This window comes from Halosegnis sp. (assembly GCF_042216475.1).
Lineage (GTDB): Archaea > Halobacteriota > Halobacteria > Halobacteriales > Haloarculaceae > Halosegnis.
In genome coordinates, this window is the sequence record NZ_JBDGTV010000007.1 from 40,798 (window position 1) to 55,335 (window position 14,538).

Sequence of the window (14,538 nt, forward strand, 5' to 3'; positions counted from 1 at the left end):
TCCGGCTACGCGGCCAGGGGACTTCAGTTCAGCCCATCCCCGGCGGCGGCCGCCGAGAGTCGTCGTCCTCTATGTCGACATCGAGCCCAACCTCTTCGCGCTTGCGGCGCGTCTCCCGCAGCTGGAGCAGATAGTAGCCTGCCCCTGCCAGCCCAATTGCGGTCGCTCCGGCCGCCAGCCCGCCGAACAACAGTAGGTCGCGGTCGAGGTAGTAGCGAACCGACAGCGTTGGCGCAGTCACTTGATTCCAGTAGACGTGGACGCGGTCGTCGACCTCTGCACGGCGGTCAGCGCTCGGCCGGACCTTCGCGAGCAGCGGCACCCCGACCTCCGCGCGTTCGGGCAGCACGACCTCGTAGCTTCCTTCAACGTAGGCAGGCGTCGTCACGCTCTTGCCATTCTTTGGGACCGTGACACCCAGCCGACCGGTCTGGTTGGCCGGCAGCGCCACCACGGTTCGGCTTCGGGTCCGATCGACGGTCATCAGATCAGGCGCCTGCCGACTCGTCCCGTTCGGGTATTGAACTGTCGCAACGGCTCCGTCGTTGGTCTCGGTGAATTCGACGAGCGTCCCGTTCGGGTAGCGGAACTTGACGGCCCGGACGGTCTCCGGCTGCTCGGTTCCGAGCGTGTCGCGAGTGTATATCTCGATGGTCGGGTTCTCGGCCTCGCGGGTGCCTGTCGTCCGGTTGGCGACCCGGTAGACGGCGGTGACGTTCCCCTTATTTACCTCGAGGTACGCGTCCGCGGAGACATTCCAATCGTAGGAGGCGTCGGCCGCAAGGTCGGCGGGATCTGCCTCTCCTGGCCCGAGTATCGTCGAGCAGCCGGCCGTCGCCAGCAGGACGGCCAACCCGAGGAGGCCGAACGCTAGCCGTCGGTTCATGGGATGACACAGAGCATCTCTGCCGGGAGATGTGGTCCGATATCCGATAGCAGCCCCGGCGGGTCGGTCGTCTCGCGACAGACGATGCTCTGCTCGAGCAGCCCCAGCCGCTCGACCGTGACGATATCGTCGGCGTGGCCCGCCCGGTTGACCGTTGCGCGTACCTCCGCCCGGGTGGCGGAGTTGACATTCACGCGGCCGGTGTCAGCCCGCGTCCACCCGTACAGCCGATCACGCTCAGCCTCGGCTAGCTGGGCGGTCTCGCCCGCGACAAACCGCAGGGGGGTGTGCTGAACAAGCCCGTAGCGCGTACGAATCTGCGAAGGCCCGCCCGGTCCGAGACCCAGCTCGGCTGTGGGGATCCGCACCGGCTCGCCGGCGTCAAGCACGAATCCGTCAGCGTCCCACGACTCAAGCGTCCCGACGTACGTCTCGCCGACCTCCCGGTGAGGCGTAACGACGCCCCACTCCTCCGCGAGCAGGTTGCGTGCTACCGCGGCATCCTCGCCGGTGATGGTTACCGACGGGAAGTCGTCGTCGCGGAGACCCGTCGTCCACTCGGCAGCAAGCCCCTCAAGCGCGTTGGCGACCAGCGAGTCCAGCGAGTCCAGCGCCCGATTAGCGGCGTCGCCCTCGACGTACAACTTCGTCGCGAGGACGACCATCAGGCCTCGGCCTCGGGTTCCTGCTCCGGCTCGCGGTGCAGCTCCGCGCGCAACTCGGCGATGCGCTCGTCGATAGCGTTGACCAGCCGATCGTTGTCCATGTCAACGAGCTGGCCACCGCAGTTGGGACACTCGAAACCGAACTCCATCGCCTCGCCGAACTCGAAGCGGATAGAGTCCTGCTCGCAGAGATAAAACTCGTTGTCCTGTTCATACTCCCGCCGCTCCTCCAGCGCGTCCAGCAGCCGGTGCATCTCCTCCTCCAGCTTCTCGGGGATGTTGTCATACTGGAAGGTCCACAGATAGGTGAGCCAGCCGGAGTCCTCGTCACGGAGCCGCCGGTAGGACGCTAGATCGTTCTCATAGAGGATGAACAGCGCCCGGCGGACGTCATTCAGCTCAAGCCCGAGCTCCTCGGCTAGCTCCTCGTCGGTCACCTCGCCGTCCGGGGGGGCCGCCGCCACCGGCATCCCTGTCGGACCGACGAGTTCGTGGAGGTACTTCTGAATCACGGGGTCCTCCAGGAGTTCCTCGTACGCCATTACTGAATACGCGGCGAGGAAGCCGTTTAAAGCCTCCGGGAGGCCACTCACTCCTATGGCTGCTCGTCTGGGTCGACCACCTTCTTCCCCGTCTCCTTGGGGATGACTGTCCGGTCGGCGTCCGTCCACTCACGGTCGAGTTCCGCCCCCTCGAAGAGCCGGTCGAGCAGCACTGCCAGTCCTGCCACCTCCGAGTGAGGCTGGTTCGTCACCGCGATATTGTAGTCGGCCCGCTCGTACACCTCGAACGGCACCTTCTCGCCACCCACGACAATGAGCAGCGGCGACTCCGCACTCGCCGCCCGAAGGTCCGCTTCAACGTCCTGCACGGGGAGGCCATACATCGTCAGGTGGGCAATAGTCCCCGACCAGTCGCGAACGAATGCCGTCGGTGAGTCGTATTGCTCCACGGCGAACGGGCCGCCGAACCGGTCGGTAACTTGCTCAATGGTTTCGGCGGGACCGGTGGCGTTGTCAGGGAGGACCACCCGGTTCGCGCCGAGCGCGCGGGCGGTCAGCCCGACATGGGTCGTCATCCGATCGTCCCGACCTGGCCGGTGGCTCAGCCGACAGACGACGACCGGCTCGCGTCCCTCCATACATTCCCTCCGAGGAGCGTGGGTTTCCTGCTTTCGGAACGCCTACGTCGCCCCGTCCGCCACCAGACGTATGGAACTGACCGACAAGCGGCTCGTCGTCACCGGGGGTGCAGGATTCGTCGGCTCGCACCTCGCCGAACGACTCGTCACCGACAACGAGGTGATTGTCGCTGACGACCTGCGGAACGGCCACCGGGCATGGGTACCCGACGCCGCGACGCTCGTCGAGGGTGATCTCGCTGACCCGGAAGTAGTCGCCGAGGCTATCACGCCCGACGTTGACGCTGTCTTTCATCTCGCGGCCGACAAGGATGCCGGTCGCGATCATATCGATCAGTACCGGGTGAATAATACCCTCACCGAAAACGTCGTTGACCGGATGGACGAGGTCGGTGTCGACAAGGTGGCCTTCACCTCCTCGTCCGTTGTCTACGGGGAGGCGCCCCGGCCGACCCCCGAGGACTACGCGCCGCTGGAGCCAATCTCTATTTATGGTGCCTCGAAGCTCGGCGAAGAGGGGCTCTGCTCCGTCTACGCCCACAGCCACGGGTTCACCGCGTGGATTTTCCGCTTCGCCAACATCGTCGGCCCCCGTCTCCAGTTAGGTGCCGTCGTGCCTGACTTTATTGAGAAACTGGCAACCGACCCGGCAGAATTGGAGATACTCGGAGACGGTCGTCAAGAGAAGTCGTACATGCACATCGACGACTGCGTGGACGCAATGTGTCACGTCGTTGAATATGGCGAAGAGCCGGTCAACACGTACAATCTCGGCACCCGCACAACGACGAGTGTCACGACTATCGCCGACATCGTCGCCGACGAGATGGGACTGGACCCGACCTATTCGTTCACCGGCGGTGAACGCGGGTGGACTGGCGATGTCCCACGGATGCGCCTCTCTGTCGAGAAACTGTCCGCGCTGGGCTGGGAGCCGGACGAGTCCAGCGACGACGCCGTCCGCCGGGCGACCCGCGAACTCCTCCCTGAGCACGCTCCTGAGTACGCCTGACCGGAGCTTACACTGAAAAAGGTGTTTCGGCGCGAACCCGGTCGTCGCCGGTTAGTCGCAATTCGCCAACGGCGGTGTAGTCGCCTGGTTCAGGCGCCGGCCATCTCTCAGCAAATATCGCTGTCTCGCCGGGTGCGAACGTCGCCTCCGCAAGTGCCTGTGCGGTCAGCCGGCCGTCGGAATGGCGCCACACCTCTGTACCCTTGGCGGCGTAGACGGCGAAGTCGGCGCGCAGCGCGTCCCGGAACGTGATGGACACTGGCTCCGGCCCCGCGTTCGTCACGGTCAGCTTGAAGACAACCCCGTCGCCAACCGTGACGGTGAGCGAGCCGTCGAGCATGCCACTAATTGACACTCCGCTCGCAAAACCGTTCGGCCCTGGAATCGGCAGACTAAACTCCAGCGGTGCGTAGCCAGAATCGTGCAGGTCGTCGGCTATCGCCCGTCGCCCAATCCGGTGCTGCTACTCGCGGACGGCGGCCCTATTGAGCGGCATCCGCTTGAGCCAGGGGTCGAACTCACCTACGCGCTTGGCGAGCGACGCTGTGCCGGAACAGTCCAGAACGACCATCATGTCCCCTGCACGTCGGCACAGGCTCCTCACTGTCGCGCCCACAAACAGGGGTTCGATGAGTCACAGCTTCGCGAGCGGACCGGTGAGCACGCCGTCTACTTTGCGGCGTTCGCGCCTGCGACGTTCAAGGTGGGCATCACTCGCCGCGATCGGCTGGAAACTCGGCTCCGCGAGCAGGGAGCCGACCGCGGCGCCCACGTCCTCACTGTCCCCGACGGTGACGCCGCCCGTGACGCTGAGGAGCGGCTAAGTACGGATCTATCCCAGCGAGTGCGGGTCGAAACGAAGCTCAACGGGCTTGGCCGACCGGTGGACAAATCGGCCTGGGAGCGACTGCTCACCGATTATGACCCGCTCGCGCGGTTCGACCTCTCCTACGGGCTCTCACTGTCCAATCGACCGGTGGCCGAAACAATGGCGACGGGGACCGTCGTCGGAGTCAAGGGGCGGGTACTGCTGCTTGAGCGAGGGAGCACCTACTATGCGGTCGATCTGCGTGACCTCGTCGGTCACGAACTGCTATCGGAGACCGACGACCGCCAGCGGCAGTCGTCGCTAGGAGCGTTCGACTAATCACACAGAAGACACTTACTGGTGCACTCACCAGCCGCTCGTATGCGACGCGAAGCCCTCCTCGCCGGCGCTGCCGGTGCCGTCGTCCTCGCGCTCGCGGCCGCTGCCGCGTTCGCGCCCAATATCGCCGCTGCCCCCGACGACAACCAGGTCCGGCCAAGTCACACAGCCATCCGAGACACCGCCTTTGCCGCAGAGCAGGTCGGCGGCGAGACGGTCACCCTGTCAGTGACAACGCTGCTTGAACATCGGGGCGGCTCCGTCTCAAATGTCACCATTGTCTACCGGATGGTTGACGCCGAGACCGGGCTTATCGCCGACCGTACGACCCGCTCGCTCGGCACCCTGCAAGGTGATCGCGAGGTCGAATCGAACACGACACTCACGGTTGAGCGGAGTGGCGACTACCGGTTATACACGTTCCTCTACGAGGACGGCCGGCGTATCGACACGGCCCGCAGCGAGGTTCGGGGTACCAGCAACCTCGTGCCCACCTACGCGGAGTCGGCCGTCGAGTTCACGCAATTCGCCGGTGCCAGCGGGATTCCAGCCATCCAGTACGGCGTCGAGTCCGTCTCCGACGGCCGTGCGCGGATGACTGTCACAGCGTATCTCACAAACGGCGGTGACAAGGCTGTCGACGGGCTTGAGGTCCAGCTCGTCGCGAGACAGGCCGACTCTAACATCGTCGCCGACAGCACTCGCGTCGATGTGGGCGAGATACGGCCAGGGCGGAGCGTCACGCCCTCCGCCGAACTAACCGTGCCTGACAACTACACCTATTATCTCGACGCCGTGCTTTGGAAGGACGGCGTCATCGTTGGCTCAACCCGAGAGGTTGCGGACCTGAACCCACGCAGACAGACGGGACCGAACACGACGGAGGTTGATCTCGACTCTGGCGAGTTCGCAGCCGGTACCGAGACAGAGGTGGCAGACGACCGCCCAGAAGAGCCCTCGGTGACGCCGACAGAGTCAGGCGGACAGTCCGGTCTTGGTGTTGCCCTCGCCGTGGTGGCAGTGGGCCTCGTTGGGCTGCTCGCACGGAGGTGGGCGGCGTGAGCACCGACGCAACCGCCGATGAAACCGAGAACTCCTCCGAATCCGTCGCCGATCGCGACTTCCAGCGGATGCTGGAGACGGCCGGTCTCGCCGTCGCGGCACTGTTTGCGCTCGTCGCCGCTGTCGGCTTCTACACGAGTACGCGCCGGGTCATCGATATCTGGGTCGCTCGGGAATTTCAGCCGGTATTCGCCGCAGGGTTCAATCTCGCGGTCCTGCTAGCGATGCTGGCTATCGTCGCCGTCCTGCTGCGGCGCGTCGACTAGCGGCCATCCAGCACGCTTTTCCCCGGCGGGCCAAAGCCGGATGTATGGCAGACGACGAGGAGACCGAGGCGACCGGTGAGGAAAGCGGCGACGAGGAGAAATCGTTCCGCGAGCGCGTCGAGGAGATTCGCCAGCAGCGCGCCGAAGAGCGCGAGGGCGAGGGCGGCGAGGGCGAGGGGCTCTCCCGCGAAGAGAAGATGGAAGAGATGATGGGCGGCGGTGGCCCGGGCGGCGGCATGGGTGGTAACCCGTTCGCACAGATGATGGGCGGAATGATGGGTGGAGGCGGCCCCGGCGGTGGCATGGGTGGACCGGGCGCCGGTGCCGGCCCAGGCGCTCCCGAGGAGTCTGGATCAAAGGCCGATGAGGAGCTAGTTCGCGAGGTGCGGAAGGTGCGGGACGAACTCCACGATATCCGTCGCGAACTCGAGCGCATCACCGAGGCGCTCGAGTAGGCTACCGGACGCGCTCGTAGACATCCGCTAGCGCGTCGACCGCCCGCTCCATTGCGACCTCGTCGCGGCGGGCGAGACACCGTTCTCTGAGGCGGTCGCCGTCGGCGAGCGCCTGTTCGATACCCGCTCGAAAGCCGTCGGTATCTCCTCGCTCGTAATGGTAGCCGGTTTCCCCGTCGACTACCGTGTCCGCGAGCGCGCCGGCGTTTACGCCAACGACGGGCGTGCCGCAGGCGTTTGCCTCCAGCGCAACGAGTCCTTGTGTCTCGACAGGACTCGGGAACAGGAAGGCGTCGAGGGTCGCGTAAAAGGCAGGCAATTCCGCCCGATCGAGGAAGCCGAGGAAACGCACGTCCGCGTCGATTCTCTCGGCCCGGGCCTCAAGTCCGCTGCGAGCCGGCCCATCTCCTGCGAACACGACTGTCGCGTTGATTTCTGGTGCCACCTCTAGGATGGCGTCGAGTTCCTTCTCGTAGCCATGCCGGCCTGTGTAGCCGACGAGCGGCCCCTTCGGGAGGTCGTGACGCTCGCGGAAGGCGGCCCGCTCATCCGGGCCGACAGGCTGGAATCGCTCGGTGTCGACGCCGTTAGGGACAATCTCAACCGGTGCAGTGACGCCCAGTTCGCGGAGATGTTCTCGAGTCGGCTCCGAGGGAACGACGACGGCATCGACGCGGTTCAGAAACCACTGCTCGTAGCGGCCCGCGACCCGCTCGATGGCTCGTGAGATTACACCGCCAGCAAGGTAATCAGCATATTCGGCAGTCGGCGTATGATAAGAGGCGACCAGCGGGAGATTCTGGCGTCCCGCGAGCCGGCGAGCGGCAAGCCCCAGCGTGAACGGCGTGTGAGCATGGACCACCTCGACGCCGTCTAGTCCGCTTGGAATCTGGGGAAGAGCGGCGTTAAACTCGCGGTAGAAGGGGAACGTGAGGCTCCTGACCGGATGCTCGGCATCGGCCGGCTCGTGGCTGCTCGCCGGGTACACGACGTGCATCTGGCCGCCCCGCGCCTCCCAGCGGTCGCGCCACGACTGGACAGTGTAGGTGACCCCATTGACTGTCGGGAGGTAAGTGTCGGTGAAAGCGGCGACGGCCGGTAGCATTGCCCGGGGTTCGCCGGTGGCCGTCTAATGGGTTGTGCTTGCGTCCGCAACGGCTTCGGCGGAGGTTCCCTCCGCCAGCGCTCGGTAGACATCCACCAGCTGGTTGCCCACCCGCTCAAGAGTGAACTCTTGGCTCTTCCTCCTCGCATTGTCGCCGATCCGCTTGCGGTCCGCCTCGTCGTTGAGCAACGCCCGCAGTGCCGATTCAAATCCAGCCGGCGAGTCTGCCTTTCGGCAGGTCTCACCGTCCACGAGCCACTCGTAGGTAGGGATAGAGCGGACTACCGGCGGGCGGCCACAGGACATCGCCTCCAGCAGCGCCATCCCCTCGTTCTCATTGTGGCTCGGGAAGTAGAACACATCGCCGGCCGCGTATGCCCCTGCGATATCCTCGATGTAGCCAGTGAATGTGCAGTTGTCCGGCGCCGACTCGACGGTCTGTGCCGCCTCGCTGCTCTGAAGCAGTTCGCCCAGCGGCCCACCCGTCGGATTGAGATAGCCGAACCAGACGAACTCCGTCTCGGGCATCCGGCGTGCCGTCTCGACGAACGTCGAGAGTCCCTTCCGCTCGAGGACGTGTCCGACGGTGAATACGACCGGTGGTTCGAGATTGTAGCGGTCGAGGTACCGAGTGCGTAGAGCCGGGTCGTCGTGGCCGGATAGCTTCGCCGGGTCAAAGCCGTTGGAGATGACCCGCGTTGGGACGTCCGTGTACGCCTCGACGACATCGCGGTTGTGCTCAGACGGACAAATAAGAAGGTCTGCAAGCGAATAAGCATACTCAAGATACGGGCGCATCGGTCGCGCGAGCGCGTTTGAGAAAGCGAAACTGTTCTCGAAGTCGGCTGCTGTCTGGTGGGTATGGACGACGACGGGGGCGTCGCCTGCCCGTCGCGCGTGGTAGACTGAGCGGGGACCCATGTTATTGAGGTGGAGGATATCTGCCGAGCGGTCTGGGTGGGTAGTGTACGCGATATCGTGGTCGTCCATCGCGGTCCGCTGATTGCGCACAGATTGGGCCTGACCGCCGGTGATGAACCGCTCCCACTCGAAGTAGTGGCTGACGCGGAGACCCATGGGTTCGGCGGGGACGCCGCCAGGCTTGAACCTGCCGGAACGCTAGTCGTCGGCAGTCGCCTCGCTCTCGACGATTTCGCGAGTCTGGACCGCGTCGGCGGCTGCCGCCCGCCCCGACAGCGTGCGCTGCGGGAACGGGATGGAGATACCTGCGTCGTCAAACCGCTGTTTCACGTTCTTCACGTACTCGGCGCGTGTCTTCACCCAGTCTGCCCGAGAAGGCTGTGCAATCCAGATGCGCGACTGGAGCCCGACGTAAGAGTCGGCCAGTTCCGTCAGCCGGACAGATGGTGCCGGATCGTCGAGGATGCCGTCGTGCCGCTCGGCCTCCTCGACAATAATCTCGCTCGCTTCGTCGATATCGTCGTCATAGTCGATGCCGAAGACGAATTTCAGCCGGAGTTTATCCTTCGCGACAGGGTTCTTGATAACACCGTCGGTCAGCTGGGAGTTCGGCACCGTGAGCAGTTCGTTATCGAACGTGCGGACCCGAGAGACGCGCAGCGAAATGTCCTCGACGATGCCGACATTTCCGTCCCACTCAATCCAGTCACCGATACGGAACGGCTTGTCAGTGTAGATGAACACGCCCGCCACGAAGTTCTTCAGCACGTCCTGCATCGCAAAGCCGATGGCGAGGGTGGCGGCGGCAGCGACGGTCGCCAGCGACTGAAGGAAGTTGCCGAACCCGGCAAGCCCGAAGGCGACAGAGACGGCGATGAAGCCGACCGCGATGGCGATGACACGCCGGAGCGGCCGTTTTGCATGCTCGTCGAGGTCGCGTCGGTCAAGCGTGCGGTTGGCCAGCGGCCGCACCAGCGCCCGGCCGCCGACATAGACGACCACAAGGACGACGATGAACACGACCGCCGCGGCGATGGGGTCTGCGAGCGAAGCTGGAAGCCCAAGGCTGCGGAGGAATTGGGCAACGGCGCCAGGCGCGCCGGTCTGCAGCGGAAGGGCCATCAGTGGAACACCGCCGTGTGGCCTCGCGTCTCGATGACCTCGGCGTCAACCGCCTTGGCCAACTGATTAGCCAGCGTTTCGGTCGTTGTCCCGCCCCGCGCCGACCGGAGGAACTTCACCTTCACCAACTCGCGCTCATCAAGCTGTGCCTGCAGTTCATCCGTCACGGCCTCGATACCGGCTTTCCCGACACGAAGCGTCGCATCGACGTCATGGGCGCGTTCACGGAGATTCTCGGTCATAGAGAGCCGTTCGGCGCCGCCCGGTTTGAACCTTACCGCTCGCTCCCCCTCTCCTGTCACTCATAGGGATACCGGGCCTGCGTGCCGCAGTCGCAGGTCACGACCACGTGACCGCTCCGTACTCGGACACGAGCGTTTCGCCCGGGCAGCAGGTACACATCGCAGTCGTCACAGGTGAATCGCTTGAATCGCGTCGGAAGCCGCAGACGGTGTCGCTCCGCGATACGGCGAGCCCGGCGCACGTATGAGCGTGCGCTGTCGTATTCGCCGTCGCGGGCGGCCTCGCGGGCAGCCTCATGGAGCCGCTCGATGCGGGCTTCGGCGATTGAGGCGGCCATACCAGCGTCAGTGGAGCCGGGGGCATGTCCGTTCCGGTTCGGCAGGGACCCGAAAGCCTCTTGAGTCGACCCAGGGTAGTGGTAGGTGGACTAGGTCGGGCGGTTAGGCCCCGCTCGCAACCCGCGCTATGGTCTTTAGCGGGGACCGAATCCCGGTCGCGTCTGGCCCGCCCAGTACGGGCCCCGGGAGCCAACGTCGAAACCTCGTCCCACGAGGGCAGCGGTCCGCGTACCGACCCCTGCAGGGGGGTTGTGGCGCGGTTGACCGCGGGCAATCCGTCAGGCACGGAAGTGAGCAGCGGACCCGCGGACACCTGTCGCCCGTGGGGTCGCGGGGTGGAGGAGGCAACCGGGACTCCCCGTGCTGGAACGGTCGGGCAACGCCGGGCGTCCGCTCTTAGCCTGTGAGCCGACGGCTTGTCTCGGGTGCGAACGCGCGTAGCATATCGCGGCCCTCATCTGCGACGGCAACTGCTCCTAGCCCGCGGCTCGTGAATATCTCGTGCCAGTCACGGTGATAGATGGATAGATCGCCGTCCGGTGATTCGACGGTCGACTTGGCAGGCGCAGCCCGTTCGTTCTCGACGGTCACGAGCAGGTCACCGGCCGCCCGCGCAACATCGTCGAACACACGACCGTCATCAGGGACGTGCTGGAGAGATTCGACTGAGTAAACCACATCGAACGCTCCGGCGGGGAGCTGCCCAGCCACGGCCGCAATATCGCCGACCCGGAACTGGCCGGCTGCCGCCAGGCTTGGGTGTGTCTCCTGGAGTTTCGTGACGGCCGCGGGATTGATGTCAACGCCCGTGAGGTCGGTGAATCCGGCGTCGTGGAGGTACGCCAAGTGGCGACCCACGTTACAGCCCACCTCAAGGACGGACGCGTCCCGACCTACCCGCGCGACCAGCAAGTCACGGAGCGTTTCACTGGTCCCGTTCGCACCCTTATAAGCGTAGTATGTTGGCGAGAATTCGCCGGTGCGGCCCTCCCACGGCTGGTGGGTGTCGTGTGTCACTACCGTGAGGAATTGCCGCCAACCTATACGCTCGTCGTCCCACGGCTACACCAGCCGTAGCGTCTTTGCGTACCAGCCGCCGGCGACGGCGACAAGCGCCGCCGCACCAACGAGCATGAAGCGGTGGAACTCCAGCAGCGTCGCCGAGATGGTGTCGGCGGTGCCAAGTTGGAGCGGGACAGATGCGGGGACGGTGGCGGCCCAGACGCCACAGACAAGGACAGCAAAGAGTCCGAACACGAGGCCAGCGCCCGCTGCCAGCGACGGGTCGGTCCGCTCCTCGCGGCCTGCCGCGAAGACGATGACGCCCACGAGCGCGAACAGCCCGGCTGCAAGTGGCGTGATTGCCCCCGCGTCGTAGTAGGCAGTCACCCCACTCGTGATGAGCAGGTAGGGGAGTAACAGGACGGCGACGACAAGCAGACAGGCGACAATGCCGACGGTCGGTGCAGCACGGACCTCGTCCATACGGGCGGGCCGGCCGGCGCGCGCTTAAGCGTGCCGAGACTCGCCGAGGGCGGCCTCAAGCCGGTCTACAAGCGACTCATTGCCGACATGGACCGGAACGCGTTCGTGGAGATCGGATGGCTCAACCTCACGCAGCGACCGGGCGCCGTCCGAGGACGCGCCGCCGGCCGTCTCCACAATGTGTGCAATGGGGTTGCCCTCGAACTGGAGGCGGAGCTTCCCGTCGGGTGCTGACTTGAGGGCTGGATACGCGAAGATGCCGCCGTAGGTGAGTACCTGGCTCACATCAGCTATCATCGCGCCGCCGTAGCGAAGCTTCAGTTCCTGCTCAATCGACTCCGCGTAGTCGGCGAACGCCGCCGGCCAATCGGGGACACGCCCACCGAAGCCGTATACCGTCGGCTCCGCCGGCAGTGTCACCGACTCTGTTGCGATTGTTGGGTTTCCGTCCTCGAGGACATACTCTGTCACGGTCCCCGCTTCGGCCGCGACCATCGTTGTAATGGGGCCAAACAGGACGAATCCACTTGCAACGAGGCTCCGACCAGGGGCGGGAAGTGGTTCATCGTAAACACCGACGATTGTCCCCATCGCATTGTTCGACCGCAGATTCGAGGAGCCGTCTAGCGGATCGACGGCGACGTGGTAGCGGCCCTCGCTCTCGATGACATCAGTCCGTTCCTCGCTGGCGTAACTCGCCACCGACCCGAGGGCTGTCAGCCGATCGCCTAACAGTTTGTCGGCGTACTCGTCGGCCGCCAGCTGGCGCTCACCAGAGGGGTTCTCGGCGTCCGCGTACCGCCGACGGTCGGGAAGCCCAGCCCGAATCTCCGGAGCGGCCGCCGCCACTGTCTCGAGTATCTCGTTCATTCGGCGCGCGCGAGCGCCTCGTCGACGCCCGTCTCGTCGAAAATAACTGCCTCGAGCGCATCAAGAATGCGGGTGGGATCTTCCCGCTGCCAGACGTTGCGGCCGACGGCGAGGCCCACTCCGCCCGCGTCGATGACTGCCTTCACCGACTCGAGGAACTTGCGGTCAGTCGTCTTCGAGCCACCAGACATGACGACACGGGTGCGGCCGGCCATTGCGACTGCGCGCTCCATCGCTGCCTGCGACCCGGGATACTTTACCTTCGCGACATCCGCGCCAAGTTCGAGCGCCTGCCGGGCCGCGTAGGCGATGGTCTCCGGGGCGGTGTCGTTCTTCAGCCCCTGACCGCGCGGGTACGACCACATCACAACAGGCAGATCGTGTGCGCGGGCGGCTTCCTGTGCCTCACGGAACTCCTCGGCCATCTCTATCTCGTGGTTGGAGCCGCCATACAGCGTGAAACCAACCGACGATGCGCCGAGTTCAGCAGCGTACTCGACAGAGCAGTTCACCGCCGAGTCCGGTTCGCCCATCCAGAGGTTCGACGTGCCGTTCAATTTCACCAGCAGGTCAACGCTCTCCTCGTAGGAGGGGTAGTACGCTTCTGCGATTCCTTTCTGGACGGCGACGGATGTCACCGCCGGATGGGTCGCCGCCTCGAACGTCCGAGCGGGGTCCTCGCTGCCCGCCAAGCCGTCGAAGTCAACGGGCCCGTGTTCGAGGCCGTGGTCGTACGCGAGGATGAGCACCTTGCCGTCCCGGGCGAGCGGGGAGTCATCGAACGGTCGCATATCCGTGTGTCCGAGCACACCGCCAAAGAACCTACTGATAAAGGGGTTAACTCAGAGGTGAGTACCACTCCGGGCCGTGGCTACTTCACGACCGGCTTCGAGGCCCTCCCATGGCGAAGACGCGAACTGTCGAGAGTGACGACGGAACGCAATTGGCGCTGCACGTGTCCGACGGCAGAGCGGAGACAGAGGAGGCCGTGGTGTTTGTCCACGGCGCGACGTTCGGATCGCGGCCGGCGTTTGCGGCCCCAGGTCACTCATGGCTGGCCGCCTGTGCCGACCGCGGCCGGGCCGCCTACGCCGTCGACGTGCGGGGCTACGGTGACAGCGAGCGGCCAGCCGCACTGGACGCCGACCCTGGCGGCGAGGTGCCAGTCCGGGCCGAGACAGCCGTTGAGGATCTCCTAGCCGCGCTCGCATTTGCCCGCGAGCGCCACGAACGACTCCACCTTGTCGGCTACTCATGGGGGTCGATGATAGCCGGCCGCGCCTGCGAGCGAGGCGCTGATATCGCGTCGGTGACACTGTACGCCCCCGTCTACCAACCGGCGCCCGAGCGCGTGAGCGAGTTCGAACTCCCTGATGCGCCCGCCCCGACCCGAACTGCCACCCGAGTAGAGGTACGCGACCGTTGGGACCAGCAGCTTCCGAAACCTGAGCGTCACCGCACGGATGCGGCATTCAATGCCTTTTGGGAGACGCTCCACGACGGCCAAGGCGTGCCGGCCGACGAGCCGATGGTCGAAGCGCCTAACGGGACCCTCGCAGACCTGACTGCCGCCGCCGAGGGAACCCCGCCATACGACGCCGCGGCGGTGACCGTGCCGACGCTAGTCGTCCGCGGATCCCTCGACCGCACTGCGACCCGCCCAGACGGGCTTGGCCTCTATGACGCGCTTGGCGCCGATGATCGTGAATATACCGAGATAGCCGGTGGCTCACACTTCCTCGCGCTGGAGCGGCGCCGCGAGGTGCTGTTTGACCGGGTCGCTGCGTTTCACGATCGGCAGTGACGCCGACCCGGGGGCT

General features: G+C 65.3%; 20 protein-coding genes and 1 other RNA gene. 7 read left to right on the plus strand and 14 right to left on the minus strand.

Annotation, left to right across the window (positions count from 1 at the left end):
- Positions 1 to 28: 28 nt before the first annotated feature.
- Genes ABEJ63_RS03545 through ABEJ63_RS03560 form a run of 4 tightly spaced genes read right to left on the minus strand, consistent with a single transcriptional unit; the run spans position 29 to position 2,692 of the window.
- Positions 29 to 886 carry a DUF5803 family protein gene (locus tag ABEJ63_RS03545; RefSeq protein ID WP_375794973.1) on the minus strand — a complete coding sequence of 286 codons (858 nt, stop codon included), beginning with the start codon at positions 884 to 886 and terminating at the stop codon, positions 29 to 31.
- Positions 883 to 1,551, minus strand: a complete 669-nt coding sequence (locus ABEJ63_RS03550) for a DUF2110 family protein (protein ID WP_375794974.1) — start codon at positions 1,549 to 1,551, stop codon at positions 883 to 885. Before ABEJ63_RS03550 ends, ABEJ63_RS03545 begins: the two co-directional genes overlap by 4 nt.
- A complete protein-coding gene (locus ABEJ63_RS03555) occupies positions 1,551 to 2,093 on the minus strand; it encodes a transcription factor (protein ID WP_375794975.1) in 543 nt (180 codons plus the stop codon). The genes ABEJ63_RS03550 and ABEJ63_RS03555 overlap by 1 nt, the downstream gene beginning before the upstream one ends.
- 53 nt (positions 2,094 to 2,146) lie before the next feature.
- Positions 2,147 to 2,692: a tRNA (cytidine(56)-2'-O)-methyltransferase gene (locus ABEJ63_RS03560; RefSeq protein ID WP_375794976.1), complete on the minus strand. Its 546-nt coding sequence runs from the start codon at positions 2,690 to 2,692 to the stop codon at positions 2,147 to 2,149.
- 70 nt (positions 2,693 to 2,762) lie between these two features.
- Between ABEJ63_RS03560 and ABEJ63_RS03565 the strand changes: the two genes are divergently transcribed.
- Positions 2,763 to 3,704 carry an NAD-dependent epimerase/dehydratase family protein gene (locus ABEJ63_RS03565; protein WP_375794977.1) on the plus strand — a complete coding sequence of 314 codons (942 nt, stop codon included), beginning with the start codon at positions 2,763 to 2,765 and terminating at the stop codon, positions 3,702 to 3,704.
- Between the two features lie 7 nt (positions 3,705 to 3,711).
- Here ABEJ63_RS03565 and ABEJ63_RS03570 read toward each other — a convergent pair whose 3' ends face one another.
- Positions 3,712 to 4,044 carry a BsuPI-related putative proteinase inhibitor gene (locus tag ABEJ63_RS03570; RefSeq protein ID WP_375794978.1) on the minus strand — a complete coding sequence of 111 codons (333 nt, stop codon included), beginning with the start codon at positions 4,042 to 4,044 and terminating at the stop codon, positions 3,712 to 3,714.
- Between the two features lie 81 nt (positions 4,045 to 4,125).
- On the opposite strand from ABEJ63_RS03570, the gene ABEJ63_RS03575 reads away from it, so the two are divergent.
- The 4 genes from ABEJ63_RS03575 to ABEJ63_RS03590 are packed head-to-tail and all read left to right on the plus strand — an operon-like array spanning position 4,126 to position 6,634.
- A complete protein-coding gene (locus ABEJ63_RS03575; protein WP_375794979.1) occupies positions 4,126 to 4,851 on the plus strand; it encodes a DUF2797 domain-containing protein in 726 nt (241 codons plus the stop codon).
- 42 nt (positions 4,852 to 4,893) lie between these two features.
- The gene (locus tag ABEJ63_RS03580) at positions 4,894 to 5,913 is read left to right on the plus strand and encodes a PGF-CTERM sorting domain-containing protein (protein ID WP_375794980.1); all 1,020 of its coding nucleotides are present in this window, start codon (positions 4,894 to 4,896) and stop codon (positions 5,911 to 5,913) included.
- Complete coding sequence (locus ABEJ63_RS03585; protein WP_375794981.1) at positions 5,910 to 6,179, plus strand: hypothetical protein; 270 nt, start codon at positions 5,910 to 5,912, stop codon at positions 6,177 to 6,179. Before ABEJ63_RS03580 ends, ABEJ63_RS03585 begins: the two co-directional genes overlap by 4 nt.
- A 44-nt stretch (positions 6,180 to 6,223) precedes the next feature.
- On the plus strand, positions 6,224 to 6,634 hold the full coding sequence (locus tag ABEJ63_RS03590; RefSeq protein ID WP_375794982.1) for a hypothetical protein: 411 nt from the start codon (positions 6,224 to 6,226) through the stop codon (positions 6,632 to 6,634).
- A 1-nt stretch (position 6,635) separates the two neighbouring features.
- Here ABEJ63_RS03590 and ABEJ63_RS03595 read toward each other — a convergent pair whose 3' ends face one another.
- The 5 genes from ABEJ63_RS03595 to ABEJ63_RS03615 are packed head-to-tail and all read right to left on the minus strand — an operon-like array spanning position 6,636 to position 10,362.
- Complete coding sequence (locus tag ABEJ63_RS03595; protein ID WP_375794983.1) at positions 6,636 to 7,739, minus strand: glycosyltransferase; 1,104 nt, start codon at positions 7,737 to 7,739, stop codon at positions 6,636 to 6,638.
- A gap of 24 nt (positions 7,740 to 7,763) precedes the next feature.
- Positions 7,764 to 8,816 (minus strand): glycosyltransferase family 4 protein, encoded by a 1,053-nt coding sequence (locus tag ABEJ63_RS03600; RefSeq protein ID WP_375794984.1) that lies wholly within the window; start codon positions 8,814 to 8,816, stop codon positions 7,764 to 7,766.
- 42 nt (positions 8,817 to 8,858) lie between these two features.
- On the minus strand, positions 8,859 to 9,782 hold the full coding sequence (locus ABEJ63_RS03605; protein WP_375794985.1) for a mechanosensitive ion channel family protein: 924 nt from the start codon (positions 9,780 to 9,782) through the stop codon (positions 8,859 to 8,861).
- Entirely contained in the window at positions 9,782 to 10,024 is a 243-nt protein-coding gene (locus ABEJ63_RS03610; protein WP_375794986.1) for a YhbY family RNA-binding protein, read from the minus strand. The genes ABEJ63_RS03605 and ABEJ63_RS03610 overlap by 1 nt, the downstream gene beginning before the upstream one ends.
- 56 nt (positions 10,025 to 10,080) lie before the next feature.
- On the minus strand, positions 10,081 to 10,362 hold the full coding sequence (locus ABEJ63_RS03615; RefSeq protein WP_375794987.1) for a ribonuclease P protein component 4: 282 nt from the start codon (positions 10,360 to 10,362) through the stop codon (positions 10,081 to 10,083).
- Between the two features lie 83 nt (positions 10,363 to 10,445).
- On the opposite strand from ABEJ63_RS03615, the gene ffs reads away from it, so the two are divergent.
- Positions 10,446 to 10,759, plus strand: an RNA gene (gene ffs / locus ABEJ63_RS03620) — signal recognition particle sRNA.
- Here the strand turns inward: ffs and ABEJ63_RS03625 are convergent.
- From ABEJ63_RS03625 to ABEJ63_RS03640, 4 genes are read right to left on the minus strand one after another with little or no spacing between them, the layout of a single operon-like run.
- Positions 10,760 to 11,380 (minus strand): class I SAM-dependent methyltransferase, encoded by a 621-nt coding sequence (locus tag ABEJ63_RS03625; RefSeq protein WP_375794988.1) that lies wholly within the window; start codon positions 11,378 to 11,380, stop codon positions 10,760 to 10,762.
- Positions 11,381 to 11,425: 45 nt separating this feature from the next.
- Positions 11,426 to 11,848, minus strand: a complete 423-nt coding sequence (locus ABEJ63_RS03630; protein WP_375794989.1) for a hypothetical protein — start codon at positions 11,846 to 11,848, stop codon at positions 11,426 to 11,428.
- A 24-nt stretch (positions 11,849 to 11,872) separates the two neighbouring features.
- Positions 11,873 to 12,718, minus strand: a complete 846-nt coding sequence (locus ABEJ63_RS03635) for a class 1 fructose-bisphosphatase (RefSeq protein ID WP_375794990.1) — start codon at positions 12,716 to 12,718, stop codon at positions 11,873 to 11,875.
- Positions 12,715 to 13,509, minus strand: a complete 795-nt coding sequence (locus tag ABEJ63_RS03640) for a class I fructose-bisphosphate aldolase (protein WP_375794991.1) — start codon at positions 13,507 to 13,509, stop codon at positions 12,715 to 12,717. Before ABEJ63_RS03640 ends, ABEJ63_RS03635 begins: the two co-directional genes overlap by 4 nt.
- Before the next feature lie 110 nt (positions 13,510 to 13,619).
- Here ABEJ63_RS03640 and ABEJ63_RS03645 point away from each other — a divergent pair, with 110 nt between their 5' ends.
- Positions 13,620 to 14,522 (plus strand): alpha/beta hydrolase, encoded by a 903-nt coding sequence (locus tag ABEJ63_RS03645; protein WP_375794992.1) that lies wholly within the window; start codon positions 13,620 to 13,622, stop codon positions 14,520 to 14,522.
- Positions 14,523 to 14,538: the final 16 nt, after the last annotated feature.